Source organism: Neptuniibacter sp. QD48_55, from assembly GCF_047778115.1.
Classification (GTDB): domain Bacteria; phylum Pseudomonadota; class Gammaproteobacteria; order Pseudomonadales; family Balneatricaceae; genus Neptuniibacter.
This window is the reverse complement of sequence record NZ_CP180555.1, coordinates 3,523,594-3,549,616: the sequence shown is the minus strand read 5'-3', so window position 1 is coordinate 3,549,616 and position 26,023 is coordinate 3,523,594. Positions and strand designations below refer to the sequence as shown.

The window sequence follows — 26,023 nt, the reverse complement described above, 5'->3', positions numbered from 1 at the left end:
AGAAACTGAGAATGGCTAGTAGCGACACAGTAACATCCTCAGAGTATATATCCCACCACTTGACGAATCTGACGTTCGGCTATCATGAAGCTTCGGATAGCTGGCGCTTCGTAGATACTGCAAACGGTATCATGCCTGGCGATTTCGGATTTTGGGCAATCCACGTGGATACTATGCTTTGGTCTGTTGGCTTGGGTATTTTCTTCCTTTGGTTGTTCCGTAGCGTAGCGAAAAAAGTTACGTCCGGCGTACCAGGAAGCACCCAGAACTTTATCGAAACAATCATTGAGTTTGTTGACGATAACGTTAAAGGTATTTTCCACCATAAGAACCCTGTTATTGCGCCTCTGTCGCTAACAATATTCGTCTGGATCTTCCTGATGAACCTTATGGACCTTGTGCCAATCGATTGGGTTCCTTACATCGCTGCTCAAATGGGCGTTGGTTACATGAAGATCGTACCAACTACAGACCCTAACGCTACTCTTGGTATGGCGTTCAGCGTATTCTTCTTAATCATTTACTACAGCATTAAGCAGAAAGGTGTTTCTGGCTTCCTTGCTGAGCTGTCTCTACAGCCAATGGGTAAATGGATGATTCCTTTCAACTTGTTCCTTGAAGTTGTAGGCCTTCTGGCTAAGCCAATCTCTCTGGCGCTACGACTGTTCGGTAACATGTATGCGGGTGAAATGATCTTTATCTTGATTGCTCTGCTTCCTTTCTGGGCGCAGTGGGTACTATCTGTGCCATGGGCAATCTTCCATATTCTAGTAATTACTTTGCAGGCGTTTATCTTCATGGTGCTAACTATCGTTTATCTTGCGATGGCACATGACGATCACTAATAAGTAATTCATGAACTGAAGTACTGTTTTAACCTGTTTTAACAAATTTTAAACTTTAACTTTTAAACTTAAATGTGGAGAAAAACTGATGGAAATGGCTAACGCTTTAGTATTCCTGGCTGCTGCGGTTCTAATGGGCCTTGCTGCTATTGGTGCTGCTGTAGGTATCGGTAACCTAGGTGGTAAATTCTTGGAAGGTGCTGCACGTCAACCTGAACTAGTACCACTACTACGTTCTCAGTTCTTCATCGTAATGGGTCTTGTTGATGCGGTACCTATGATCGGTGTAGGTCTTGGCATGTACCTAATGTTCGCAGTTGCATAAGTAGTCACTCGTAAAAGCAACGACTATCGAGTCCTACTTAATTAACAACCGCGAGAGGTAATGGCGTGAATATCAATATCACCATCATTGGCCAGGCAATCGCATTCTTTATCTTTGTTGTTTTCTGCATGAAGTACGTGTGGCCGCCAATTACGGCTGCACTAGCAGAGCGCAAAAAGAAGATTGCTGAAGGTCTGGACGCTGCTGAACGCGCTGCGCGTGACTTGCAGTTGGCTCAAGAAAAAGCCACTGAAAATATGCGTAAGGGCAAAGAAGAAGCAGCCGCCATCATTGAACAGGCCAACAAGCGGGCTAACCAGATTATCGAAGAAGCTAAAGACAAGGCTCTAGAAGAAGCTAACCGTGTTAAAGCGGCTAAAGAAGCTGAACTAGAGCAAGAAGTTAACCAAGCACGCGAAGCATTGCGCGCTCAGGTAGCTACACTTGCATTGGCTGGTGCTGAGAAAGTACTAGAAGCTTCTATTGATGAGAAGGCACACGCGCAGCTTGTTGAAAAACTGGCCGCTGAGCTTTAAAGCGAGGTTTAACGATGGCTGAAGTCAACACTGTCGCTCGGCCTTATACCAAAGCTGCTTTCGAGTACGCGATGGATAAGGGTAACCTCGATCAGTGGTCCGCTACGCTAGCTCTGGCTGCTGCTGCAGCATCAGACGAAAACGTAGTGCGTGTACTGGGTAACCCTGCACTGACAGATACGCAGAAAGCTGATCTGATGATCAATATCTGCGAAGAAGCAGATGACGCGGGTAAGAATTTTCTTAAGCTTCTAGCTGAGAACAAACGCCTAGAGATACTGCCTGAGATCAGCGCTCAGTTTAATAAACTGAAAGCAGATCAGGAAAAGTCACTGGATATCGAAGTGACTACGGCGTTTGAACTACAGGACGAGCAGCAAGAAAAACTTGCTCAGGCACTGAAAACTAAACTAGGTCGCGATGTGGCACTAACCTCACAAGTAGATAAGTCTATCTTGGGTGGTGTAGTAGTTCGCACTGACGACTTGGTGATCGACGGCTCTGTTCGCGCGCGACTCGCGAAGTTGGCCGAAGCGATGAATTCCTAGGGGAATAAAAGCATGCAGCAACTGAATCCTTCTGAGATCAGTGAGATTCTCAAGAAGCGCATCGAAACTCTTGATGTGACTTCAGAAGCCCGTAATGAGGGCACTGTAGTGAGCGTTTCCGATGGTATCATTACGATCCACGGTCTTGCTGACGTTATGTACGGGGAAATGATTGAATTCCCTGGCGGTATCTACGGTATGGCGCTTAACCTTGAGCGTGACTCCGTTGGTGCTGTAGTACTGGGTGACTACCAGGATCTAGTAGAAGGTGCTACTGCACGTTGTACTGGCCGTATCTTGGAAGTACCAATTGGTCCGGAACTGCAGGGTCGTGTAGTAGACGCTCTGGGTAACCCGATTGATGGTAAAGGCCCAATCGAAACTAAATTGACTGACGCTGTTGAGAAGGTTGCACCTGGTGTAATCGAGCGTCAAGGCGTAGATCAGCCTGTACAGACTGGTCTTAAAGCGATCGACTCCATGGTACCAATCGGTCGTGGTCAGCGTGAGCTGATCATCGGTGACCGTCAGATTGGTAAATCTGCGATTGCTATCGACGCTATCATCAACCAGAAAGGTACAGGCGTAAAATGTATCTACGTAGCAGTAGGCCAGAAACAGTCTACTATCGCTAACGTTGTACGTAAGCTTGAAGAGCACGGCGCGATGGATCACACTATCGTTGTTGCTGCAGGCGCTGCTGATCCAGCTGCGATGCAGTTCCTAGCTCCATACGCTGGTTGTACTATGGGTGAATACTTCCGTGACCGCGGTGAAGACGCTCTGATCATCTATGATGATCTAACTAAGCAAGCTTGGGCTTATCGTCAGATTTCCCTATTGCTACGTCGTCCTCCAGGTCGTGAAGCATACCCTGGTGACGTATTCTACTTGCACTCTCGTCTACTTGAGCGTGCTGCGCGTGTTAACGCTGACTACGTTGAGAAGTTTACAAACGGTGAAGTTAAGGGCCAGACTGGTTCCCTAACATCTCTGCCTGTAATCGAAACTCAAGGTGGTGACGTATCCGCATTCGTACCAACAAACGTAATCTCCATCACTGACGGTCAGATCTTCCTAGAAACTGACTTGTTCAACTCTGGTGTACGTCCAGCAATCAACGCTGGTCTATCCGTATCCCGTGTAGGTGGTGCAGCTCAAACTAAGATCATCAAGAAACTAGGTGGCGGTGTTCGTCTAGCACTTGCACAGTACCGTGAACTTGCGGCATTCGCACAGTTCGCTTCTGACCTTGATGACGCTACTCGTGCACAACTTGAGCACGGTCAGTCTGTAACTGAGCTGATGAAGCAGAAACAGTACACTCCAATGTCTATCGCTGACATGGGTCTTAGCCTGTACGCTGCTAACGAAGGTTACCTACAAGGTGTAGCACTTGATAAAGTACTGGACTTCGAAGCAGCATTGATTGCGTTCTTCAACAGCGAATACGCTGATCTGATGAACGACATCAACGCAACTGGCAACTACTCTGATGAGATTGCTGCTCAGTTCAAGGCTGGTATCGAGAAGTTCAAGTCTACACAAGCTTGGTAAGAACTCGTTTTGAGTGATCGATCTGCATGCTAGTCATGCAGATCTAACACAAAGCTATATAGGCGGAACTATGGCAGTCGGAAAAGAGATTAAGACAAAAATTGCGAGTGTGCAGAGCACTAAGAAGATTACCAGCGCTATGGAAATGGTTGCTGCTTCTAAGATGCGTAAAGCACAGGATCGCATGGAGTCTTCTCGCCCGTACGCGCGGAGTATCCGTGGTGTAATTCAGCACCTGGCCAAGTCCAACCCTGAGTACAGACACTTGTACATGCAGGAGCGTGAGACTAAGCGAGTTGGTTTTGTTGTTGTAGCAACCGACCGTGGCCTGTGTGGTGGTTTGAACGTGAATGCGTTCAAAGCAGCTGTTAAAAGCATGAAAGAGTTCCATGATCAGGGCATCGAGATTGATGTCTGTGCACTGGGCAGCAAAGCACAGTCGTTCTTTAAGAACTACGGTGGCAATGTTGTAGCAGCGAAAACTCACCTAGGTGATGCCCCAGAAGTGGCGGATCTGATCGGTGCAGTTAAGGTCATGCTAGATGCTTATGACGAAGGCAAACTGGATAAACTGTTTATCGTATCTAACGACTTTGTTAATACGATGACCCAGCAGCCTGCAGTCAATCAGGTGCTTCCACTGAAGGCGGAAGACGACGAAGAAAAGCTTAACCATCATTGGGATTACCTATATGAACCAGATGCAAAAGAGCTGTTAAACAGCTTACTGGTTCGTTACGTTGAGTCCTTGGTCTACCAGGCCGTGGTTGAGAACAATGCCTGTGAGCAGGCAGCACGAATGCTAGCGATGAAGAACGCAACAGACAACGCTGGTGATATGATTGGTGAGCTTGAAATGATTTATAACAAAGCTCGTCAAGCCGCGATTACTCAGGAAATTTCTGAGATCGTTGGTGGTGCTGCAGCTGTTTAATACAGGTCACAGGTTAAATTATTAGAGGATCCGAACATGAGTAGCGGAACTATTGTTCAGATTATCGGTGCGGTAGTAGACGTGGAATTCCCACGTGATTCTGTACCGAAGGTATACGACGCGCTGACCGTAACTAAAAACGGTTTGACGCTGGAAGTTCAGCAGCAGCTGGGCGACGGTGTTGTTCGTGCGATCGCAATGGGCCAGACTGAAGGTGTAAGCCGTGGTCAGGAAGTTGCGAACACTGGTGCGCCAGTATCTGTGCCTGTTGGTACAGCTACACTGGGTCGTATCATGGACGTACTGGGTAACCCAATTGATGAATGTGGCGAAATCGGTGAAGAAGAGCGTATGCCTATTCACCGTAAAGCGCCTTCTTACGACGAGCAGTCTGCGTCTAACGAACTACTTGAAACTGGTATCAAGGTAATCGACCTTGTATGTCCGTTCGCTAAGGGTGGTAAAGTTGGTCTGTTTGGTGGTGCGGGTGTAGGTAAAACTGTAAACATGATGGAGCTGATCCGTAACATCGCGATCGAGCACTCAGGTTTCTCCGTATTCGCCGGTGTAGGTGAGCGTACTCGTGAGGGTAACGACTTCTACTACGAGATGAAAGAATCCAACGTATTGGATAAAGTATCTCTAGTATACGGTCAGATGAATGAGCCTCCAGGTAACCGTCTACGTGTAGCGTTGACTGGCCTGACTATGGCTGAGAAATTCCGTGACGAAGGTCGTGACGTACTGTTGTTCGTAGACAACATCTACCGTTACACACTAGCGGGTACTGAGGTATCAGCACTTCTAGGTCGTATGCCTTCAGCGGTAGGTTACCAGCCAACTCTAGCAGAAGAGATGGGCGTTCTTCAGGAGCGTATCACTTCTACTAAGACTGGTTCCATCACGTCTATCCAGGCGGTATACGTACCAGCCGATGACTTGACTGACCCATCTCCAGCGACAACCTTCTCTCACCTTGACGCAACAGTAGTATTGTCTCGTCAAATTGCAGAGCTAGGTATCTACCCAGCGGTAGATCCACTGGATTCTACATCTCGTCAGCTAGACCCACTAGTAATCGGTCAAGAACACTACGAGATCGCTCGTAACGTTCAGGGTGTACTACAGCGCTATAAAGAGCTGAAAGACATCATCGCGATTCTAGGTATGGACGAACTGTCTGAAGAAGATAAAGCTCTGGTAGCACGTGCTCGTAAGATGCAACGTTTCCTATCTCAGCCGTTCTTCGTAGCTGAAGTATTCACCGGTGCTCCTGGTAAATACGTGCCACTGAAAGAAACTATCAGCGGCTTTAAAGGCATCCTGGAAGGCCAGTACGACGATCTGCCAGAGCAGGCGTTCTACATGGTCGGTGGTATCGACGAAGCGATCGAGAAAGCTAAAGGCATGTAATTGCCTTTAGCTAACCTTTACGAGGTATAAATATGGCTATGACTGTTCATTGCGACATCGTAAGTGCTGAAGAAGAACTATTCTCTGGCCTTATTGAATTCGTATCCGTAACAGGTAGCCTGGGTGATCTGGGTGTATATCCAGGTCACGCTCCGCTTCTGACGGAACTAAAACCAGGCCCTGTCGAGCTACGCAAACAGGGTGGCGAACAGGATATCTTCTACGTATCCGGTGGCTTCATTGAAGTTCAGCCTCATAAGGTAACTGTACTTGCAGACACTGCTCTGCACGCTGCAGACCTTAATGAAGCGAAAGCTCAAGAAGCACAGAAACATGCTGAACAGGCGATGGCTGATAAAACTGCAGAGTTCGAATACTCTAAAGCAGCGACTCAGCTGGCTGAAGCTGCGGCTCAGCTTCGTACCCTACAGCAGATTCGTAAGAAGCTTGGTCGTTAAGACTGACTCTTACAAATCATTAGTTCTAAAAGGCAACCTTCGGGTTGCCTTTTTTGTTTATGGCAGAACTTATAAGTAATAGGGTGCGATATCCGTGGACGCTTAGAATATGCTAGATGTGCCTTATGTATTTCAAAACCGTACGGTCTATAGCTTTCTATCATAAGTAACAGTACGCAATTTTGATTAAGTATTGACGCACTTTTAGATGTCTGTAGAATTCGCCGTCCTTGCTTAGGTAGGCCGCCAAAACGGGGCTGATTGAGCTAAGCGAGGTGCTTAGTAAGTGATTGAAAAAATTGGTTTTTCAGATTGCTTGCGGAGCAGGATTTAAAGTCCGGTTGCTGAGTAAAACTTTTTACAAAATTGCAAAATAAACGGTTGACTTTGAATGAGCGCGCAGTAGAATATGCGCCTCGCTTGAGACGAAACGCTGAGTCAGCGGAGAGTCAAAAAGCAACGCTCTTTAACAATTTGATCAGATAATTCGTGTGGGCGCTTGTTGAGAAGAAGCAAACTTTTTCTAGACAAGCAACCAAGTGAATTCATTTAAAGCGATTTACAAAGGTTTAACGTTCTTAAGAATGTTATCCGGTTGTTTAGTACTAGAGCCCGTTACCACATTCCTGGTAACACAAATGATTTAAACTGAAGAGTTTGATCATGGCTCAGATTGAACGCTGGCGGCAGGCCTAACACATGCAAGTCGAACGGTAACATGACTAGCTTGCTAGTTGATGACGAGTGGCGGACGGGTGAGTAACGCGTAGGAATCTACCCAGTAGCGGGGGATAAGCCAGAGAAATTTGGTCTAATACCGCATACGCCCTACGGGGGAAAGCAGGGGATCTTCGGACCTTGCACTATTGGATGAGCCTGCGTGAGATTAGCTAGTTGGTGAGGTAATGGCTCACCAAGGCGACGATCTCTAGCTGGTCTGAGAGGATGATCAGCCACACTGGAACTGAGACACGGTCCAGACTCCTACGGGAGGCAGCAGTGGGGAATATTGCACAATGGGCGCAAGCCTGATGCAGCCATGCCGCGTGTGTGAAGAAGGCCCTAGGGTTGTAAAGCACTTTCAGCAGTGAGGAAAGGTTAGTAGTTAATACCTGCTAGCTGTGACGTTAACTGCAGAAGAAGCACCGGCTAACTCCGTGCCAGCAGCCGCGGTAATACGGAGGGTGCGAGCGTTAATCGGAATTACTGGGCGTAAAGCGCGCGTAGGTGGATTGGTCAGTCAGATGTGAAAGCCCAGGGCTCAACCTTGGAACTGCACCTGATACTGCCAATCTAGAGTACGGTAGAGGGTAGTGGAATTTCCTGTGTAGCGGTGAAATGCGTAGATATAGGAAGGAACACCAGTGGCGAAGGCGACTACCTGGACCGATACTGACACTGAGGTGCGAAAGCGTGGGGAGCAAACAGGATTAGATACCCTGGTAGTCCACGCCGTAAACGATGTCTACTAGCCGTTGGGAGACTTGATCTTTTAGTGGCGCAGCTAACGCGATAAGTAGACCGCCTGGGGAGTACGGCCGCAAGGTTAAAACTCAAATGAATTGACGGGGGCCCGCACAAGCGGTGGAGCATGTGGTTTAATTCGACGCAACGCGAAGAACCTTACCAACTCTTGACATCCAGAGAAGTTACTAGAGATAGTTTCGTGCCTTCGGGAACTCTGAGACAGGTGCTGCATGGCTGTCGTCAGCTCGTGTTGTGAAATGTTGGGTTAAGTCCCGTAACGAGCGCAACCCTTGTCCTTATTTGCCAGCACTTCGGGTGGGAACTCTAAGGAGACTGCCGGTGACAAACCGGAGGAAGGTGGGGACGACGTCAAGTCATCATGGCCCTTACGAGTTGGGCTACACACGTGCTACAATGGCCGGTACAGAGGGCCGCGAACCTGCGAGGGTAAGCTAATCTCAGAAAACCGGTCGTAGTCCGGATTGGAGTCTGCAACTCGACTCCATGAAGTCGGAATCGCTAGTAATCGCGAATCAGAATGTCGCGGTGAATACGTTCCCGGGCCTTGTACACACCGCCCGTCACACCATGGGAGTGGATTGCACCAGAAGTAGCTAGCTTAACCTTCGGGAGGGCGGTTACCACGGTGTGGTTCATGACTGGGGTGAAGTCGTAACAAGGTAGCCCTAGGGGAACCTGGGGCTGGATCACCTCCTTAAACGAAAGCCGATTCTCGGCAAGCGTTCACACGAATTATCTGATCAGAGAAGTTAAGAGCAACGGTGTAGGCTTGTAGCTCAGCTGGTTAGAGCGCACCCCTGATAAGGGTGAGGTCGGTGGTTCAAGTCCACTCAGGCCTACCAATAATAGCCTTACTGTTTTCTTTGGGGCTATAGCTCAGCTGGGAGAGCGCCTGCTTTGCACGCAGGAGGTCTGCGGTTCGATCCCGCATAGCTCCACCATCATCCTTTGGATGAGAAGGAAGAGTTTTAAAACATATTGTCGTTTAAGACATTATCTTTTAAAGCTTTTTTGCTTTAAACGCTCTTTAACAATTTGGATTTGATTCATTTGATTTAGATTTAAGACATGTAGTTTTACTGCATGCGCCAATTCGGCGAAATCTATCGTTACTAGCAATACAAGTTACTGTGATTCCAGACGCCTTCGGGTTATATGGTCAAGTGACTAAGCGTGCACGGTGGATGCCTTGGCAGTCAGAGGCGATGAAGGACGTTGTAACCTGCGATAAGGTTCGGGGAGGTGGTAAACAACCTTTGATCCGGACATTTCCGAATGGGGAAACCCACCTATTTATAGGTATCTTTTAACTGAATACATAGGTTATTAGAGGCGAACCTGGGGAACTGAAACATCTAAGTACCCAGAGGAAAAGAAATCAACCGAGATTCCCTAAGTAGCGGCGAGCGAACGGGGACCAGCCCTTAAGCTTTATTAGATTTAACAGAACACTCTGGAAAGTGTGGCCATAGTGGGTGATAGCCCCGTATGTGAAAGGTCTTTTAAAGTGAAATCGAGTAGGACGGCACACGTGAAACGCTGTCTGAATATGGGGGGACCATCCTCCAAGGCTAAATACTCCTGACTGACCGATAGTGAACCAGTACCGTGAGGGAAAGGCGAAAAGAACCCCTGTGAGGGGAGTGAAATAGACCCTGAAACCGTGTACGTACAAGCAGTGGGAGCCGTTTTCGGACGGTGACTGCGTACCTTTTGTATAATGGGTCAGCGACTTACTTTTAGTGGCAAGGTTAAGCATTTGCGGAGCCGTAGGGAAACCGAGTCTTAATAGGGCGTCCAGTCGCTAGGAGTAGACCCGAAACCGAGTGATCTATCCATGGGCAGGTTGAAGATGCGGTAACACGCATTGGAGGACCGAACCGACTGTCGTTGAAAAGCCAGCGGATGACTTGTGGATAGGAGTGAAAGGCTAATCAAACTCGGAGATAGCTGGTTCTCCTCGAAAACTATTTAGGTAGTGCCTCGTGTCTAACCATGGGGGTAGAGCACTGTTTCGGCTAGGGGTCATCCCGACTTACCAACCCGATGCAAACTCCGAATACCCATGAGTTCAATCACGGGAGACACACGGCGGGTGCTAACGTCCGTCGTGGAAAGGGAAACAACCCAGACCGTCAGCTAAGGTCCCAAAGTTTATGCTAAGTGGGAAACGATGTGGGAAGGCTTAGACAGCTAGGAGGTTGGCTTAGAAGCAGCCACCCTTTAAAGAAAGCGTAATAGCTCACTAGTCGAGTCGGCCCGCGCGGAAGATATAACGGGGCTAAGCATAACACCGAAGCTACGGATGCACTTTGTGCATGGTAGAGGAGCGTTCTGTAAGCTGTTGAAGCGGAAGCTGTAAGGCACCGTGGAGGTATCAGAAGTGCGAATGCTGACATGAGTAACGATAAGGGAGGTGAAAACCCTCCCCGCCGGAAGACCAAGGGTTCCTATCCAACGCTATTCGAGGTAGGGTGAGTCGGCCCCTAAGGAGAGGCTGAAGAGCGTATCCGATGGGAAACAGGTTAATATTCCTGTACTGCTCATAACTGCGATGGGGGGACGGAGAAGGCTAGGCTAGCGCGGCGTTGGTTGTCCGCGTTTAAGGTAGTAGGTTGAGGACTTAGGCAAATCCGGGTCCTTAAGACCGAGAACCGATGACGAGGTCCTTTATGGACTGAAGTAGTTGATGCCATGCTTCCAGGAAAATCCTCTAAGCTTCAGGTTATGACTAACCGTACCCTAAACCGACACAGGTGGTCAGGTAGAGAATACTAAGGCGTATGAGAAAACTCGGGTGAAGGAACTAGGCAAAATGGCACCGTAACTTCGGGAGAAGGTGCGCCGGTTTTGGTGATGGGACTTGCTCCCTAAGCTGAGGCCGGTCGAAGATACCAGGTGGCTGCGACTGTTTATTAAAAACATAGCACTCTGCAAACTCGAAAGAGGACGTATAGGGTGTGACGCCTGCCCGGTGCCGGAAGGTTAATTGATGGGGTTAGCACTTGTGCGAAGCTCTTGATCGAAGCCCCGGTAAACGGCGGCCGTAACTATAACGGTCCTAAGGTAGCGAAATTCCTTGTCGGGTAAGTTCCGACCTGCACGAATGGCGTAACGATGGCCACACTGTCTCCACCCGAGACTCAGTGAAATTGAAATAGCTGTTAAGATGCAGTTTACCCGCGGCTAGACGGAAAGACCCCGTGAACCTTTACTACAGCTTCACAGTGGACTTTGACATTACTTGTGTAGAATAGCTGGGAGGCTTTGAAACCCTGTCGCCAGATAGGGTGGAGCCACCTTTGAAATACCAGCCTGGTAATGTTGAGGTTCTAACCCAGTTCCCTAAGCGGGATCGGGGACATTGTGTGGTGGGTAGTTTGACTGGGGCGGTCTCCTCCCAAAGAGTAACGGAGGAGCACGAAGGTACCCTCAGCATGGTCGGAAATCATGCAATGAGCGCAAGAGTAGAAGGGTGCTTGACTGCGAGACAGACACGTCGAGCAGGTACGAAAGTAGGTTCTAGTGATCCGGTGGTTCTGTATGGAAGGGCCATCGCTCAACGGATAAAAGGTACTCCGGGGATAACAGGCTGATACCGCCCAAGAGTTCACATCGACGGCGGTGTTTGGCACCTCGATGTCGGCTCATCACATCCTGGGGCTGAAGCCGGTCCCAAGGGTATGGCTGTTCGCCATTTAAAGTGGTACGCGAGCTGGGTTTAGAACGTCGTGAGACAGTTCGGTCCCTATCTGCCGTGGGCGTTTGAGATTTGAGAAGAGTTGCTCCTAGTACGAGAGGACCGGAGTGAACGAACCTCTGGTGTACCGGTTGTGATGCCAATTGCATTGCCGGGTAGCTACGTTCGGACGGGATAACCGCTGAAAGCATCTAAGCGGGAAGCCTCCTTCAAGATGAGATCTCACTGGGAACTTGATTCCCCTAAAGGGCCGTTGAAGACTACGACGTTGATAGGTTGGGTGTGGAAGCGCTGTGAGGCGTTGAGCTAACCAATACTAATTGCCCGTGAGGCTTGACCATATAACGCCCAAGGCGTTTGGCAAGTGACTTGTAAGATACGTAAGACGATAGAGAGTAACGAATTAGCGCGTAGTTAAACTACAGTCGATAAACTATCTAGATCAAATAAAAGAAGAATCAGATCTAAGTTGTAACAGTTTTGCTTGGCGACCATAGAGTTGTGGAACCACCTGAATCCATCCCGAACTCAGACGTGAAACGCAACATCGCCGATGGTAGTGTGGGGCTTCCCCATGTGAGAGTAGGTCATCGCCAAGCATTTAATTAAGAGAAAACCCCGGTCACGCTGTGATCGGGGTTTTTTCGTTGTGGGATAAATAATACTGAACTGAGTATTTACACCAAGCTTAATCCACATACCCTCTTTAGCAACTAGCAACTAGCAACTAGCAACTAGCAACTAGCAACTAGCAACTAGCAAGTACCTACAGGTCTTCACCTAGCTCTTTATAACCTTCGACTAGCACATGGTTGGCTGAGACGACGGATTCTGAGAACGAAGAGAATTCAGACGTTACTTTCTTAATTGAAGCCAGATCTGGCTCATGCGCTATGGCCGTCATAGGAGGCACGTGAGAGCGTTCTGGAAGGTCGACCCCTTCGACTACGGCATTGTGTCTAATCACGCTACCGTCGCCTATATGGCAGCAGAAGACGACACTGTTAAAGCCGATAAATACATCGTCACCGACTGTACATGGGCCATGTACAATCGAGCGATGGGCGATAGAGGTACGCTCACCTACTATAACTTCTGCACCGGCTTTTGAGTGAATCACTACGCCATCTTGAAGGTTAGAGCCTTGTTTGATCAGTACGGGCTGCATCTCACCTGATGCATCAACCTCATCGGCTCTGATTACAGCGTAAGGGCCAACAAAAACATTATCTTCGATAATCACACGGCCACAAACGATGGCGGTAGGGTCAATAAAGGCCTTGTCTGACACTTCTGGGTAATAACCCGCCGGACACTTTCTAAGCATTGTTGCTCCTAATTGTTGCCTCTAACAGGTAATAGAGGCTTTGTTATTTTTTATTAGAAGTTGAGCGTATCTTTAGACTGTTATAGACCAGAAAAGGCTAATGGTTTAGCAAAGCCTTCCTGAACTAGTGTCTGTGTACCATCATATACCAGGTGTCCATTTACCCAAGTCGATTTTATCTGACCCGAGAATTTTAGGCCGTCAAACGGAGTCCATTCACAGTGGTATAGGCTATTCGCATGGCATACCAATGTCGATTTTTTCGGATCAACCAGAACTAAATCGGCAAAGTAACCCTCACGAATAAATCCACGTTCTAAAACACCATAACGGATCGCAGGGTTATGGCATACCTTCTTGACTACTTGTTCGATCGACATACGACCCAAATTAACTTGCTCCAACAAGGTTAGTAGAGCGTGTTGGACAAGGGGAAGGCCTGCTGGTGCATCTGAATAATCAACCAGCTTCTCGGTTAGTGTGTGCGGAGCGTGATCGGTTGCAATGATATCGATCTGCCCAGTTTTAAGTGCATTTAGCAACGCGTTGCGATCCTGTAGGGTTTTAATCGCAGGGTTACATTTAATTAAATTACCGCGAGTTTCGTAATCATCAGCACTGAACCATAGATGATGTACGCAAGCTTCTGCTGTGATCTTCTTGCCTTGGACAGGGCCAGATTGGAATAAGCTCAGCTCTTTTTCTGTTGTTATATGTAGAACATGAAGATTGCTTTGGTATTTCTTTGCTAGTTCTACTGCGTAAGATGAGGAAGCAAGGCAGGCTTCATCATCACGAATAATAGGGTGGTCGTGTATCGTAATCTTACGTCCGGTGTCTTGAACACGTTTTAGGTTGTTGGCGATGACCGGGCCGCTTTCGCAATGAGTAACGATCAAGACAGGGCTTTCACGGAAGATCCCTTCTAAAGCTGTTGGGTTCTCGACGAGTAGGTTACCGGTAGAGGCACCCATAAACACTTTTACGCCACAGGTTTTGGTTGGGTCTAAGGCTTTTATATCGTCTAAGTTATCTTCTGTTGCTCCTAGATAGAATGCATAGTTTGCTGCCGAATTTTGGGCAGCAATATTGTATTTATTCTCTAGTGCAGCTGCATTGGTTGTTGAAGGGTTAACATTTGGCATCTCCATATAGCTAGTGATTCCCCCGGCAACTGCTGCGCGCGATTCGGTTGCGATACTGCCTTTATGTGTTAAGCCTGGTTCACGGAAATGCACCTGATCGTCGATCATTCCTGGAAGCAGCCAGCACCCCTTAGCATCGATAACCGTGTCGGTAGCTTTAGCATCTATATCAGCAGCAATTAGATCGATTCTTTGGTCTTTAATTCTAAGATCGACCTCTCTTTGTTCGCCTTCATTGATGATGATCGCGTTCTTAATCAATGTGTCATTCATTGCTGCGGTACCCCTCTGCATCGTACTTCTGGTGAGACTTGCTAAAAAACCGACCAATTATGGCATGAAGTGTTATGTTATAATATAACTAAGAGTGTAGGTGTCGGTTTCACTTAGTTTTTGCATTGATTGCGATGCTTACGGAAGAGGAGTTTCTTGACGTTTTTGTAGATGGAGGAAAAGCGCTACCTAAGTTAGGTAGCGCTTCATAAAACTAGCTTAGTTTGAAGCGAGATATTTTTACGTTGAGGTCTTCAGCCATTGAGTTAACTTGTTCGCTGTTGCTCGATATTTGATGAGCATGTTGTACAACATGTTCTGATATATCCCGAATACCAGTCAGGCTATTACTGATTTCAGCAGCGACATAGCTTTGTTCTTCTGCAGCAGTTGCAATTTGATTACTTATGTCATTAACACAGCTAATGTGCTCGACAATTGACGAGATGTTGTTACCGGTTTGCTGCACTAAGGATGCGTTTTCCTGAGCCTTTTGTTGGCTGAGCTGCATTTGGTCGTTGGCTGATGCTGATTTATTTTGAAGTTGCTCAATAATCTCTTCAATTTCGCCAGTAGAGCTTTGCGTTCTTGATGCAAGGCTTCTAACTTCATCAGCTACCACAGCAAACCCTCGGCCTGCTTCACCAGCACGAGCAGCTTCTATCGCAGCATTCAAAGCTAATAAGTTAGTTTGCTCAGATATTTCGCGGATAACGCTAACAACTTCACCAATTTTGCTTGTGTGATGATTTAGTTCATTCATCACAGTATTGGCGGCAGCTACGTTGTCGGAAAGCTTAGAAATCTCATGAACCGATCTATTTACATCCGTTTGGCTTGACTCCGTTTCTTGCGTTGCTTGTTGGGTCGCTCCAGAAGTTGTTTGTGCATTTTGTGCCACTTCTTGAATCGTTGCAGACATCTCTTCCATTGCGGCTGCTAACTGATTAACTTCGTTGAACTGGCGATCCATTCCTTCACGAGTCAGCATTGTATTGCTGCGCATCTCGCTGGCTCGATGGCTTAAAGAGAAAACAACATCATTGACGTTACCCAGTAGTTGGCGCAATGATGAGGTCATATTCGTTAACTCATCACCGAGCTGTCCGACTTCGTCTTGACGGTTAAAACTAACTGGGTGAGTTAAATCACCGGATGCAATTTTTCTAACAGCGGCAAGCATCTTATTAATAGGTTGAGTGATATCACGGACAATGAACCAGCAGCCAAAGAAAGCAAAGCTGAGTACTAAAAACAGCAAGGTTAATGATTCGGCAAAAATAGCAAAGAATATTTCCTGCACATCGCTTAAATAAATCCCGCTGCCTACAACCCAATCCCACTCTTTTAGGCCTTTAACGTAAGATACTTTCTCCTTGGGCTTTTTAAACTGCGGGCCTTTATAGGTATATTCTACAAAGCCTTCGCCTTTAGATTTCACTATATTGACCATTTCACGCCAATGGTGCTTGCAGAGGCATCTTGGCTTTGCGCCATATTCTTGCCAATAAGCTTTGTTTTGATTGGATGCATGATAAGGTTGTGCTGCATATCATTTATCCAGAAGTAACCATTCTTGCCATACCTCAGGGCAGCTACAGCACTAGTGGCTTGTTTCTTGGCTTCTTCTACTCCAAGTTGTGGAGACTGAGAGTAATAGTGATTGATTAACGTGTAGGCACTTTGAACTTGTTCTTTAACTTGTGCTTTTTTAGATTCAAGCAACTCTGATTTTAGGCGCATCAAAGAGTTGGCTTCTATTAGCATGAGAGGGATCAAAAGACTGCAAACAAGTGCCGTCAGTTTTCTAGAAAGTGACCAATTGGATATAAACAAAGACATACTCCTAAATACAACCCAAAATAAAGGAGAAGCAGCGAGCTTCGGAGGAGGGGATTTTATTTAGATAACGCTAAAGTAAATATCCTACTTAAGGACTTGAAATATATGCTTATATTATAAAAACATAAGTTCTTATAGCAGTCGCCATAGCGTATCAAAGATGATCTTCTGCGCACCGGCTACTTCCGGCGAATCAATCACTACCGCTGTTGGGTAGTTTTCTGAAGCGAGTGAGATGATTGCGCATTTAGGTGGATAGATCGCGATATAAGCTGCATCCACTTTTCCTTCTGTTTTGATCCACTTACGTTCTGATAGCAGAGCGTCTTCACCTCCATCACCGATTGCAATGGCGCGTACGTTAATACCACGTTGTATGCGCTGGTTAGTGAAGTTAGGGAAGGGTCTGTAGAGGTGCTTCCTGATCGGCTTGGAGGAGAAGACTGAGTAGCTATCAGCATCTGAGCTAGACACCGTAACCAGAATGTCTTTCAGTACGTGCTCTATACCGTCATCGCCTTCATAGAAGCTGACATTGGCAGTATTAAAGTCAGGTTTAAGGTGCTGCAGCTCAGGAATAATGCTTTGTTTCAGCTCGTCGATCGCTTTATCTAAGTTCTGTCGACGATCTTCAGCCAGCTGTAAAAGAATATCTGGATCTACAGGGGCGAATAAACGTCGCTTGCCTTTAGGTTGATAGGTCACAATTCCTTTTTGCTGCATCTCTTTGAGACTTTCATAGGCACTACCGCGATTAACCCCTGATTTGTCAGCAATTGTTCGTATAGAACTTGCCCCTAAGGTCAATAAGGCTTTATAGATCTCAATTTCTCTAGGGTTTAAGCCCAATATTTTAAAAACGTCGTTATTCATAATTGTCATAAAATTTGTGACAAAAGGGATTGTATGGTTTCAGTTTTACTTTAAAGTGCGATTAAAATAAAGCGTAAACCTACAAAGGAAAGGTAAGACTATGTCTGTAGACGTTGTCATTTTGGCTGCTGGTCAGGGTAGCCGTATGAAATCCAAACTCCCTAAAGTACTGCACAAGGTTGGCGGTAAAGCGATGGTGCAACACGTAATCGACACTGCATCGTCACTACAGGGGGTAAACACGCATGTTGTAATCGGTCACGGCGCGGATAAATTACGTGAAGAGCTGCAGGGGCAAGCGCTTAACTTTGCTCTGCAAGTAGAACAAAAAGGTACAGGTCATGCGGTGGCTCAGGCGATGCCTGAAGTAGCAGATGACAGTGTTGTGCTTGTGCTTTATGGCGATGTACCCCTAACACAAGCTGCCACTATGCAAGAGATGGTGGATATTGCCGCTACAGGTGATTTGGCACTACTGACAGTGAATCTAAAAGATCCTACCGGTTATGGTCGCATCGTACGTAATAGCGAAGACAAAGTTGTGGCGATTGTTGAGCATAAAGATGCTTCGCCAGAGCAGCACCTAATCAATGAAGTAAATACCGGAATTTTAGCGGTTAAGAGCCAGTATCTTGCTGATTGGTTACCGCAGCTATCCTCTGAAAATGCGCAAGGCGAATATTATCTGACCGATATCATCGCGATGGCTGCCAATGGTGGCGTGAAGATCAGCGCGATTCAGCCTGAAGCTGAAGAGGAAGTCCAAGGGGTTAACAACCGCGTTCAGTTGGCCGAACTAGAACGCTGGTATCAGTTGCAACGTGCTGAATGGTTGATGGTGAACGGTGCAACGTTGGCTGATCCGGCGCGTGTTGATGTGCGCGGTAATGTCTCTATTGGTCAGGACCTTCTGATCGATGTAAACGTTGTTTTAGAGGGTGATGTAGTACTAGGCGATGATGTTGTAATCGAACCAAATTGTTACCTGAAAAACTGTACTGTTGCAGCGGGTACTCGTATCAAGGCAAATACAGTGATTGAAGATGCTGTGATTGCGGAATCTTGTGATATCGGCCCGTTTGCACGTTTACGTCCAGGCACTCAGCTTGCTGCTAAAGCTAAGGTTGGAAACTTTGTTGAAACCAAAAAAGCGATTGTAGGTGAGGGAAGCAAGATCAATCACCTTTCTTATGTGGGTGATGCTGTACTGGGTAAAGATGTAAACATCGGCGCAGGTACGATTACGTGCAACTACGATGGCGTTAATAAGTCGCTGACAGAAATCGGTGACAACGCATTTATTGGTTCAAATACCGCCCTTGTTGCCCCGGTTAAAGTGGGCGCTATGGCGACTGTCGGCGCAGGTTCAACGATTGCTAAACCTGTATCCGATGATGCACTTGCGATTACTCGTGCCAAACAAACTGAATTGAAGAACTGGCCGCGTCCTAAGAAGAAAGGAAACTAATCATGTGTGGAATTGTAGGCGCTGTTGCAGCTAGGCCAGTTCAGGAAATCCTGCTTGAAGGTTTGCGTCGTTTGGAATATCGCGGTTATGACTCTGCTGGTGTTGCATTGCAGACCGAAGCGGGTATTCAACGTTGCCGCCGTAATGGCAAGGTTCAAGCCCTTTCTGATGCCTTACAAGAGCAGCCTTTAGTGGGCACAACAGGTATCGCACATACCCGTTGGGCGACTCACGGCGTACCTTGTGAAGCGAATGCTCATCCGCACATGTCCGGCGATCAACTGGCCGTAGTGCACAATGGTATTATCGAAAACTTTGAAGAGCTAAAAGCCGATCTACAAAATGATGGTTATGAATTTAGCTCAGAAACAGATACAGAAGTAATTGCACACTTACTTGCTAGGGAGCTTAAATCAACCAGCTCTTTGCACACTGCCGTTTCCAATATTATCGGCCAGCTTGAAGGTGCTTACGCGCTGGGCGTGATCGAAAAAGCAGATCCATCTCAGTTGGTAACCGCGCGTAAAGGTAGCCCGTTGGTGATCGGTGTTGGTATTGGCGAGAACTTTATCGCCTCCGATCAACTAGCGCTATTACAAGTAACAGACCGTTTTATGTTCTTGGAAGATGGTGATGTTGCGACCCTGACGGCGGCAGATATCACGGTAACGGATATCTCCGGTAAAAAAGTAGAGCGCGAAGTTAGCCAGTTTGAACACGGTGTAAGCTCTGCCGATAAAGGTGAATTTAAGCACTATATGCTTAAAGAGACTTATGAGCAGCCAGAGGTTATCAAAGCGTGTTTAGAAGGACGTATCAGCGAAGATAAACTGTTGGAACAATGCTTCGGCGTTAAAGCGGCTGAAGTATTTGATCAGGTTAAGCAGGTACAAATTATCGCCTGTGGTACGAGTTTCCATGCCGGTTTGATTGCTAAATACTGGATCGAAGATCTGGTCGGTATCCCATGTATGGTCGAGGTTGCCAGTGAGTACCGTTACCGTTCAGTGGTTATTCCTGAAGGTACGCTATTCCTGACGATTTCACAGTCTGGCGAAACTGCAGATACTTTGGCTGCGCTACGTGAAATTCAGGATCGCGTTTTGGCGTCTCTGGTTATTTGTAACGTTCCGGGTAGCTCTCTGGTGCGTGAATCAGATCTGGCCTTGATGACCAACGCAGGTCCAGAGATTGGTGTAGCGTCGACAAAAGCGTTTACGACACAACTAGTGGCGTTGATGCTAACGACAATCGCACTTGGTCGTCGTAATGGCTTAAGCGAAGAAACTGAAGCTGCCATTATCACTGCGCTTAAAAAGCTTCCTGAGCAGGTTCAGCAAGCTCTAGCAATGGATAGTGATATTGAGCAGATGGCGCAATCCTTTGCTGAAAAGAATCATTCTTTGTTCCTTGGCCGCGGCACTTTGTACCCTGTAGCAAAAGAGGGTGCGCTTAAGTTAAAAGAGATCTCCTATATCCACGCGGAGTCTTACCCTGCAGGTGAGCTAAAACACGGTCCATTGGCGCTGGTCGATAAAGAGATGCCCGTTGTCGCAGTAGCCCCACAGAACGATATGTTGGATAAGCTGAAGGCAAACCTACAGGAAGTCCGCGCTCGTGGTGGTGAGCTGTTTGTCTTTGCTGGCTCTGACAAAGTGCAATCGGAAGAAGGCACTTATGTACTGAATATGCCGGCATGTGATGAGATCATGCAGCCCGTGCTATACACCATTCCGTTACAGTTGCTCTCTTATCATGTAGCTATTTTGAAAGGTACGGACGTGGATCAGCCGCGAAATCTGGCGAAGTCGGTAACGGTTGAGTAACTGTTTTAGCTAATCAGACCTCTATAACAGGCTCACTGATCAGTGAGCCTGTACTTTTTCCAGAATCCACTCCCTAAATGCCTTGATAATAGGCTGTTCCTTCCTATCTTCGTGGGTGACCAGAAAATAACCCTGCTGAGATTGGATCGGCTGTAATTCTCCAAATGGGTTTATCAATTCCCCACTGTTCAGTGCTTTTTCGATTAGCTGCTTACGCCCCATAGCAACGCCTAAACCTGATTTAGCTGCATTCACTGCATGTTCTGACTTATCAAAGCAGTGCCCCTGTTTGAGAGCTAGGCTCAATGCTTGTTGACCGGCCCAGTAGGACCATTCTGAATAAGGACCAGCTTCTGGCCATGCTTGAGCATCATGTAGTAGAGGGCAGTGGTTTAGTTTTTCTGGCCTATCCCATAAGTCATGTTTATCTGCGAAGTCTTTGGTACAAACGGGAATGAGCTGTTCATCCATGATTGGCCAACTAACCAACCCCGGGTACTCGCCTTGACCATAATAGATCGCTAGATCGATCTGTTCGGCATAAAAGTCGATCAGACGGCTATGGGTTTCCATGCGGATAAAAATCTGCGGGTAGCGCTGAGAGAAGTCCGCCAGTTTTTCCAGCAGCCATTGCGAAGCAAAAGAAGGGGGGACAGAGAGTGAGAGTTCACCGGCAAGCCCTTGGGTATGGATATCGCGAATCAGATTATCGAGTTGCGTCAGGCTGTTATTGGTTTGTATCAGGAGCCTTTCGCCCTCGGCTGTAAGCTGTAGACGCCGGTTGTAGCGCAAGAATAGGGCAAAACCGAGCTGTTCTTCCAGTTTACGTATCCGTTGGCTAATGGCTCCTTGAGTAAGACTTAACTCTTCTGCAGCGAGGGTAAAGCTAAGGTGCTTAGCTGCGCTACTGAAGCATTGCAGATTAGCGAGAACGGCGCTGTTCAAGTGTGAGGGTTTCAGATTAGCCATTTTAATCCAAGGATGCTTTTTAATGGTTTGTTGTAAATTGTGAGCACTGGTTTAATGGTTTTATCCTAATTTCATTAGTTGGAATTAACAAAATTTATTCGATCGGAGCTGGTTTTATGGGGTTAAACACACAGGAAATAAATGATCTGATACGTGAGTTTCCCTTGTTGGAGCGCCTTCAGAAAACTCAGCCGTTGCTTTGGTTAAACCCTAAAATCACGGGCTTTTCTGCAGTATCTGCGCGCCTGCCATTAGCGCAAACTGATGTTGCCGATGCTTCAGCAAGATTGAATCGTTTTGCTCCCTATCTGGCGGAAGTGTTTCCAGAAACCGCTGCCACAAAAGGCATGATCGAATCGCCGTTGCGTGAGGTGCCTCAATTCCATCGTCAGCTAGAAGCAAGGGCCAATCAAACTTTCCCTGGCCGTCTGCTTTTGAAGTGCGACAGCCATCTGCCTATATCTGGTTCGATAAAAGCACGTGGTGGTATTTATGAGGTGCTCAAGTATGCCGAGACCGTTGCTATAGAGGCAGGCCTGATCACCAAAGAGAGCTGTTACAGTAAGCTGAATAGTGATGTCTGCCGCGAACTGTTTAGTCAGTATCAAATCGTGGTGGGATCAACTGGTAACCTTGGTCTTAGTATCGGGATTATGGGGGCTGCTTTAGGATTTTCGGTGACGGTTCATATGTCTGCAGATGCTCGGAAGTGGAAGAAAGACCTACTACGTAGCAAAGGCGTGCAGGTCATTGAATATGAATATGATTACAGTAAAGCGGTAGAAGAGGGGCGCAAACAAGCGCTAAGTCAGCAGCGCTGTCACTTTGTGGATGATGAGAACTCAAATGACCTGTTTTTAGGCTATGCGGTTGCCGCGGAACGCCTAGCTAAGCAGCTATCTGAGCAAAATATTCAGGTCGACGCTGAACACCCTTTGTTTGTCTATCTGCCTTGTGGCGTCGGTGGCGGTCCGGGGGGTGTTGCTTTTGGTTTGAAACTGCTGTTTGGTGATCATGTTCACTGCTTCTTTGCTGAACCGACCCATTCGCCTTGTATGCTGGTGGGCATGTACACCGGACTGCATGATCAGATCAGTGTTCAGGAGCTGGGTATCGATAACCAAACTTGTGCTGATGGCCTCGCGGTAGGCCGGGCTTCCGGTTTTGTTGGTAAGGTGATGGAGCCACTGTTAAGTGGGGTTTATACCGTAGAGGACGAAACACTTTATCAATTATTGGCCGAAATTTATGAGAGTGAGCAAATTGCGCTGGAACCATCCGCTTTGGCGGGAGCGACAGGCATTGTTAATCTGATTTTGCAGGGCGAAAGCTACCTGCAGGATCATGATTTACTGAGTAAGTTGGGTAACTCAACCCATATCATCTGGGCTACAGGCGGTAGTATGGTTCCTGAATCTGAATGGCAGAGTTACTACAAGCTTGGTAAATCATAAACTACAAATAAAAAAGGCAGCTACTTAGCTGCCTTTTTATCATTGGATGCAAAGCTTAGCTGTAATCAGCTGGGCTGTAACCGCCTGCAATACCTTTAGACGCAAGAGCAACTGCATCATGAGCGTGTAAGCTCTCGAAGTGCTCTACCTTCAACCAGAAGTCCGCGTACTGATCTTGGCTTAGAAGCGCTTGTTTAACGCGTCGTGCAGCGTCTTCACAGAACATTAGGTTATGACCATTCAAGCGGGCAAACTCTTGCTCGTCAGCACGCTTAACTGCCGTTTGTACCGGCGTTTTGAGGGCGTCTTCAACAAGATCGATTAGATCCGTTAACGGGAATGCACCCATATCTTTATCCAGCTTAACCCAAGCTGTTGCCTGGCTACGTTGGCTATGAGGTGTAGCGAATGAGCCCTTTTCAGACTTCAACCAGTTCTCTACGTCTTCAACGTCAATGCTGCCTTTGTTGGCAAAGTCATCAGTGAATGCTTGAGCTAATAGCTGACGTGATAATGCTGCTGAACAAGGGCAAGTGGATGAGTATGGGACGCGGGTTGCTAGTTCCAGAACGACCTCAGCATCTTTTAGTGTCGCACGTAGCGTCGTGGAGTAGCTTTTCCAACCACTGTTATCGCTTTTTAGAGCATCGCGCTTGATTAGGAAATCAAAATCAAAGTTTAGGAAAACCTGAGTTGAGATATCGTGATGGCTATCCAACAAGTGTGATAAGAAATCTGTTAACGCCGGAACATTCAGCGTTTGGTTTTCAAAAAAGTTGCTTAGCGCAAGGTAAAGGCGAGACATGTGGATGCCTTTAACCTTAGGGTTTACCAGATTAACGTAGGTATTAACGCGTGCTTCGATGCTGTTTACACCTAGTTTACTATCGTCAAATTGCAGAGGGACGGTGATTCCATTCATGCCCACCCAGTCCAGAGAGCCGTGAATCTCAGGATTTTGATGGCTGGTAACGTCAGGCAAGTTGGTCATGAAGCAGGTCTTCCAATTCGGTAGTTATCAAAATCTGAATCCGTAAGCTCTTACGTATAGAAAAATAGGCTTACGTTAAACAATACCTAGTTAAATAGGGGCGTATAACGAAAAAACAAGCGCCTGTTCAAAAATGAATCAGGGTTAGGCTCAATTCGTAAATATGACCTATAAAAAAGTACTATTCCTTAGGCTGAAAGTCTAAAAAATAGAAGAGCGACGTACCATACCTCTTGATAACGGCGATTGGCAAATATCAGACAAAAAAAGTCGACTTTTAGTGCATAAAATCTGCCTTTTTCGTTTAAATACCTTGCTTTTGTATGTCTTTTGGTATTTTAGAAGGTGTTAATGTTACAGCGTGGCTTTCTCATACAAGGTTAAAAATCAGAGCTAGCCTATTAATAACTATAGGATATTTTGATTTATCTATTTACACAGGCGCCGATACAGCATACAAACAAAGAAAAAACCTCGTTAAGAGGCGGTGCTATGTCTATAGGAGGTCCATAGCATGAATGATTCAATGTCGAGTTTTGCTATAAATTTTATCGCGTTTGTTGGTATTGCGTTCTTGGTACTGTTTGTTGTCGCAATCGTTGTGGCGGTAGTTTTATACCAAATCGATAAACATCAAACAGCGCAAACAATCCGTCGTAATTACCCTCTTATTGGTCGTTTTCGCTACCTATTTGAACATGCCGGTGAGTTTTTCCGTCAATACTTCTTTGCTATGGACCGTGAGGAGATGCCATTTAACCGTGCGCAGCGCTCTTGGGTTTATCGCGCAGCCAAGAATGTAGATAGCACTATTGCCTTTGGTTCTTCACGTGATCTGCGTATTCCTGGCACCTATTACTTTCTAAACTGTCCTTTCCCAACTTTAAAGGAAGATGCGGTAACGACGCAGAGCCTGCGTATAGGCCCTTATTGTAAGACGCCTTACGATGCTGCGTCTTTTTTTAATATTTCGGGAATGAGTTATGGCGCACTGTCACGACCTGCAATCGAGGCCTTGTCTCAAGGAGCTAAGAAAGCAGGATGCTGGATGAATACAGGTGAGGGTGGTGTATCGCCTTTCCACTTAGAGTCAGGTTGCGACATTGTTTATCAAATTGGTACTGCAAAATATGGTTTGCGTGATGAAGACGGCAATTTCTCTGAGGAAAAGCTAAAAGAGAAAGGCGATCTTCCTCAAGTAAAAATGTTTGAGATAAAACTCAGTCAGGGGGCTAAACCGGGTAAGGGCGGTATCTTACCGGGTGAGAAGGTTACACCAGAGATTGCTGCGGTACGCGGTATTCCCGTGGGCCAAGACTCTTTAAGCCCTAACCGTCATCCAGATATTGCTTCAATCGATGATCTGCTCGATATGATTGAGAAGGTTCGTCGTATCACAGGTAAACCTTGTGGCTTTAAAATGGTGTTGGGGGATGCCGAGTGGTTAGATGAATTTTGTGAGTCGGTTAACAAGCGTGGTATAGAGAGTGCCCCAGACTTTATTACTTTAGATAGTTGTGATGGTGGTACTGGTGCTGCGCCAATGCCGTTGATGGACAGCGTAGGTCTTCCTTTGCGAGAGAGTTTACCTATTTTGGTAAACAAGCTTATGGCCCACAATCTGCGTGAACGTGTACGTGTTATTGCATCGGGTAAGTTGATTAACCCAACCGATGTAGGCGCAGCCTTATGTATGGGGGCTGATTTCATCGTAACCGGCCGTGGTTTTATGTTTGCGCTGGGTTGTATACAAGCGCTCCAATGTAATAAAAATACTTGCCCAACGGGCATCACTACCCATGATCCAGATCTGCAGCGCGGATTAGTGCCGATGGTTAAAGCGGATCGAGTGGCGAACTACCACAACCATTTGGTACATGAGGTGGAGATGATCGCGCATTCTTGTGGTGTAACCGAGCCGCGTCAGCTTAAGCGCAAGCACTGCGCCATCGTGGTAGAAGGTAGCCGGTCTATACCACTGAATATTCTCTATCCAGAGTATTAGTAAAAAGCTCATGCAAAAACGCCAGTCATTCGGACTGGCGTTTTTA

General features: G+C 46.9%; 19 protein-coding genes, 2 tRNA genes and 3 rRNA genes. 17 read left to right on the top strand and 7 right to left on the bottom strand.

Features of this window, described 5'->3' with window-relative positions:
- Positions 1-11 precede the first annotated feature (11 nt).
- The 13 genes from atpB (at position 12) to rrf (ending at position 12,403) form a co-directional block, all read left to right on the top strand.
- Positions 12-845 carry a F0F1 ATP synthase subunit A gene (atpB, locus tag ACMXYW_RS16720; protein WP_415882948.1) on the top strand — a complete coding sequence of 278 codons (834 nt, stop codon included), beginning with the start codon at positions 12-14 and terminating at the stop codon, positions 843-845.
- 88 nt (positions 846-933) lie between these two features.
- The gene (atpE, locus tag ACMXYW_RS16715; RefSeq protein WP_415882947.1) at positions 934-1,170 is read left to right on the top strand and encodes a F0F1 ATP synthase subunit C; all 237 of its coding nucleotides are present in this window, start codon (positions 934-936) and stop codon (positions 1,168-1,170) included.
- 65 nt (positions 1,171-1,235) lie between these two features.
- Positions 1,236-1,706 (top strand): F0F1 ATP synthase subunit B, encoded by a 471-nt coding sequence (locus ACMXYW_RS16710; protein ID WP_415899598.1) that lies wholly within the window; start codon positions 1,236-1,238, stop codon positions 1,704-1,706.
- Positions 1,707-1,720: 14 nt separating this feature from the next.
- A complete protein-coding gene (locus tag ACMXYW_RS16705) occupies positions 1,721-2,254 on the top strand; it encodes a F0F1 ATP synthase subunit delta (protein ID WP_415899597.1) in 534 nt (177 codons plus the stop codon).
- Positions 2,255-2,266: 12 nt separating this feature from the next.
- Complete coding sequence (atpA, locus tag ACMXYW_RS16700) at positions 2,267-3,811, top strand: F0F1 ATP synthase subunit alpha (RefSeq protein WP_415899596.1); 1,545 nt, start codon at positions 2,267-2,269, stop codon at positions 3,809-3,811.
- Between the two features lie 70 nt (positions 3,812-3,881).
- A complete protein-coding gene (atpG, locus tag ACMXYW_RS16695) occupies positions 3,882-4,745 on the top strand; it encodes a F0F1 ATP synthase subunit gamma (protein ID WP_415886355.1) in 864 nt (287 codons plus the stop codon).
- A gap of 36 nt (positions 4,746-4,781) precedes the next feature.
- Positions 4,782-6,158: a F0F1 ATP synthase subunit beta gene (atpD, locus tag ACMXYW_RS16690; protein WP_415899595.1), complete on the top strand. Its 1,377-nt coding sequence runs from the start codon at positions 4,782-4,784 to the stop codon at positions 6,156-6,158.
- Positions 6,159-6,190: 32 nt separating this feature from the next.
- Entirely contained in the window at positions 6,191-6,616 is a 426-nt protein-coding gene (locus ACMXYW_RS16685) for a F0F1 ATP synthase subunit epsilon (RefSeq protein ID WP_415899594.1), read from the top strand.
- A 645-nt stretch (positions 6,617-7,261) separates the two neighbouring features.
- A 16S ribosomal RNA gene (locus tag ACMXYW_RS16680) occupies positions 7,262-8,801 on the top strand.
- Between the two features lie 68 nt (positions 8,802-8,869).
- Positions 8,870-8,946 (top strand) — tRNA-Ile (locus ACMXYW_RS16675).
- Between the two features lie 23 nt (positions 8,947-8,969).
- Positions 8,970-9,045, top strand: a tRNA-Ala gene (locus ACMXYW_RS16670).
- A gap of 216 nt (positions 9,046-9,261) precedes the next feature.
- Positions 9,262-12,145: ribosomal RNA gene (locus ACMXYW_RS16665) — 23S ribosomal RNA — on the top strand.
- A gap of 142 nt (positions 12,146-12,287) precedes the next feature.
- Positions 12,288-12,403, top strand: a 5S ribosomal RNA gene (rrf, locus tag ACMXYW_RS16660).
- Together the 16S, 23S and 5S rRNA genes with 2 tRNA genes alongside form the textbook arrangement of a ribosomal RNA operon.
- Before the next feature lie 167 nt (positions 12,404-12,570).
- Here rrf and ACMXYW_RS16655 read toward each other — a convergent pair.
- From ACMXYW_RS16655 to ACMXYW_RS16635, 5 genes are all read right to left on the bottom strand, one after another.
- A complete protein-coding gene (locus tag ACMXYW_RS16655) occupies positions 12,571-13,131 on the bottom strand; it encodes a DapH/DapD/GlmU-related protein (protein ID WP_415904766.1) in 561 nt (186 codons plus the stop codon).
- An 80-nt stretch (positions 13,132-13,211) separates the two neighbouring features.
- Complete coding sequence (locus ACMXYW_RS16650; protein WP_415904765.1) at positions 13,212-14,549, bottom strand: dihydroorotase; 1,338 nt, start codon at positions 14,547-14,549, stop codon at positions 13,212-13,214.
- Between the two features lie 214 nt (positions 14,550-14,763).
- The gene (locus tag ACMXYW_RS16645) at positions 14,764-15,990 is read right to left on the bottom strand and encodes a methyl-accepting chemotaxis protein (protein ID WP_415904764.1); all 1,227 of its coding nucleotides are present in this window, start codon (positions 15,988-15,990) and stop codon (positions 14,764-14,766) included.
- Positions 15,990-16,385 carry a cache domain-containing protein gene (locus tag ACMXYW_RS16640; RefSeq protein WP_415904763.1) on the bottom strand — a complete coding sequence of 132 codons (396 nt, stop codon included), beginning with the start codon at positions 16,383-16,385 and terminating at the stop codon, positions 15,990-15,992. Before ACMXYW_RS16640 ends, ACMXYW_RS16645 begins: the two co-directional genes overlap by 1 nt.
- 138 nt (positions 16,386-16,523) lie before the next feature.
- Positions 16,524-17,264 (bottom strand): TrmB family transcriptional regulator, encoded by a 741-nt coding sequence (locus ACMXYW_RS16635; protein ID WP_415882939.1) that lies wholly within the window; start codon positions 17,262-17,264, stop codon positions 16,524-16,526.
- A gap of 100 nt (positions 17,265-17,364) precedes the next feature.
- Between ACMXYW_RS16635 and glmU the strand changes: the two genes are divergently transcribed.
- Together glmU and glmS are read left to right on the top strand one after the other, a co-directional pair.
- A complete protein-coding gene (gene glmU, locus ACMXYW_RS16630; protein ID WP_415904762.1) occupies positions 17,365-18,732 on the top strand; it encodes a bifunctional UDP-N-acetylglucosamine diphosphorylase/glucosamine-1-phosphate N-acetyltransferase GlmU in 1,368 nt (455 codons plus the stop codon).
- Positions 18,733-18,734: 2 nt separating this feature from the next.
- Entirely contained in the window at positions 18,735-20,558 is a 1,824-nt protein-coding gene (gene glmS, locus ACMXYW_RS16625) for a glutamine--fructose-6-phosphate transaminase (isomerizing) (protein WP_415904761.1), read from the top strand.
- Between the two features lie 39 nt (positions 20,559-20,597).
- Here glmS and dsdC read toward each other — a convergent pair whose 3' ends face one another.
- Positions 20,598-21,527, bottom strand: a complete 930-nt coding sequence (dsdC, locus tag ACMXYW_RS16620; protein WP_415904760.1) for a DNA-binding transcriptional regulator DsdC — start codon at positions 21,525-21,527, stop codon at positions 20,598-20,600.
- A gap of 116 nt (positions 21,528-21,643) precedes the next feature.
- Between dsdC and ACMXYW_RS16615 the strand changes: the two genes are divergently transcribed.
- Positions 21,644-22,981 carry a D-serine ammonia-lyase gene (locus ACMXYW_RS16615; protein WP_415904759.1) on the top strand — a complete coding sequence of 446 codons (1,338 nt, stop codon included), beginning with the start codon at positions 21,644-21,646 and terminating at the stop codon, positions 22,979-22,981.
- A 55-nt stretch (positions 22,982-23,036) separates the two neighbouring features.
- Here ACMXYW_RS16615 and folE2 read toward each other — a convergent pair whose 3' ends face one another.
- Positions 23,037-23,972, bottom strand: coding sequence for a GTP cyclohydrolase FolE2 (gene folE2, locus ACMXYW_RS16610; RefSeq protein ID WP_415904758.1), 936 nt, complete (start codon positions 23,970-23,972; stop codon positions 23,037-23,039).
- Between the two features lie 514 nt (positions 23,973-24,486).
- On the opposite strand from folE2, the gene ACMXYW_RS16605 reads away from it, so the two are divergent.
- Positions 24,487-25,977, top strand: a complete 1,491-nt coding sequence (locus ACMXYW_RS16605) for an FMN-binding glutamate synthase family protein (RefSeq protein ID WP_415904757.1) — start codon at positions 24,487-24,489, stop codon at positions 25,975-25,977.
- The last annotated feature ends 46 nt before the right edge of the window (positions 25,978-26,023 follow it).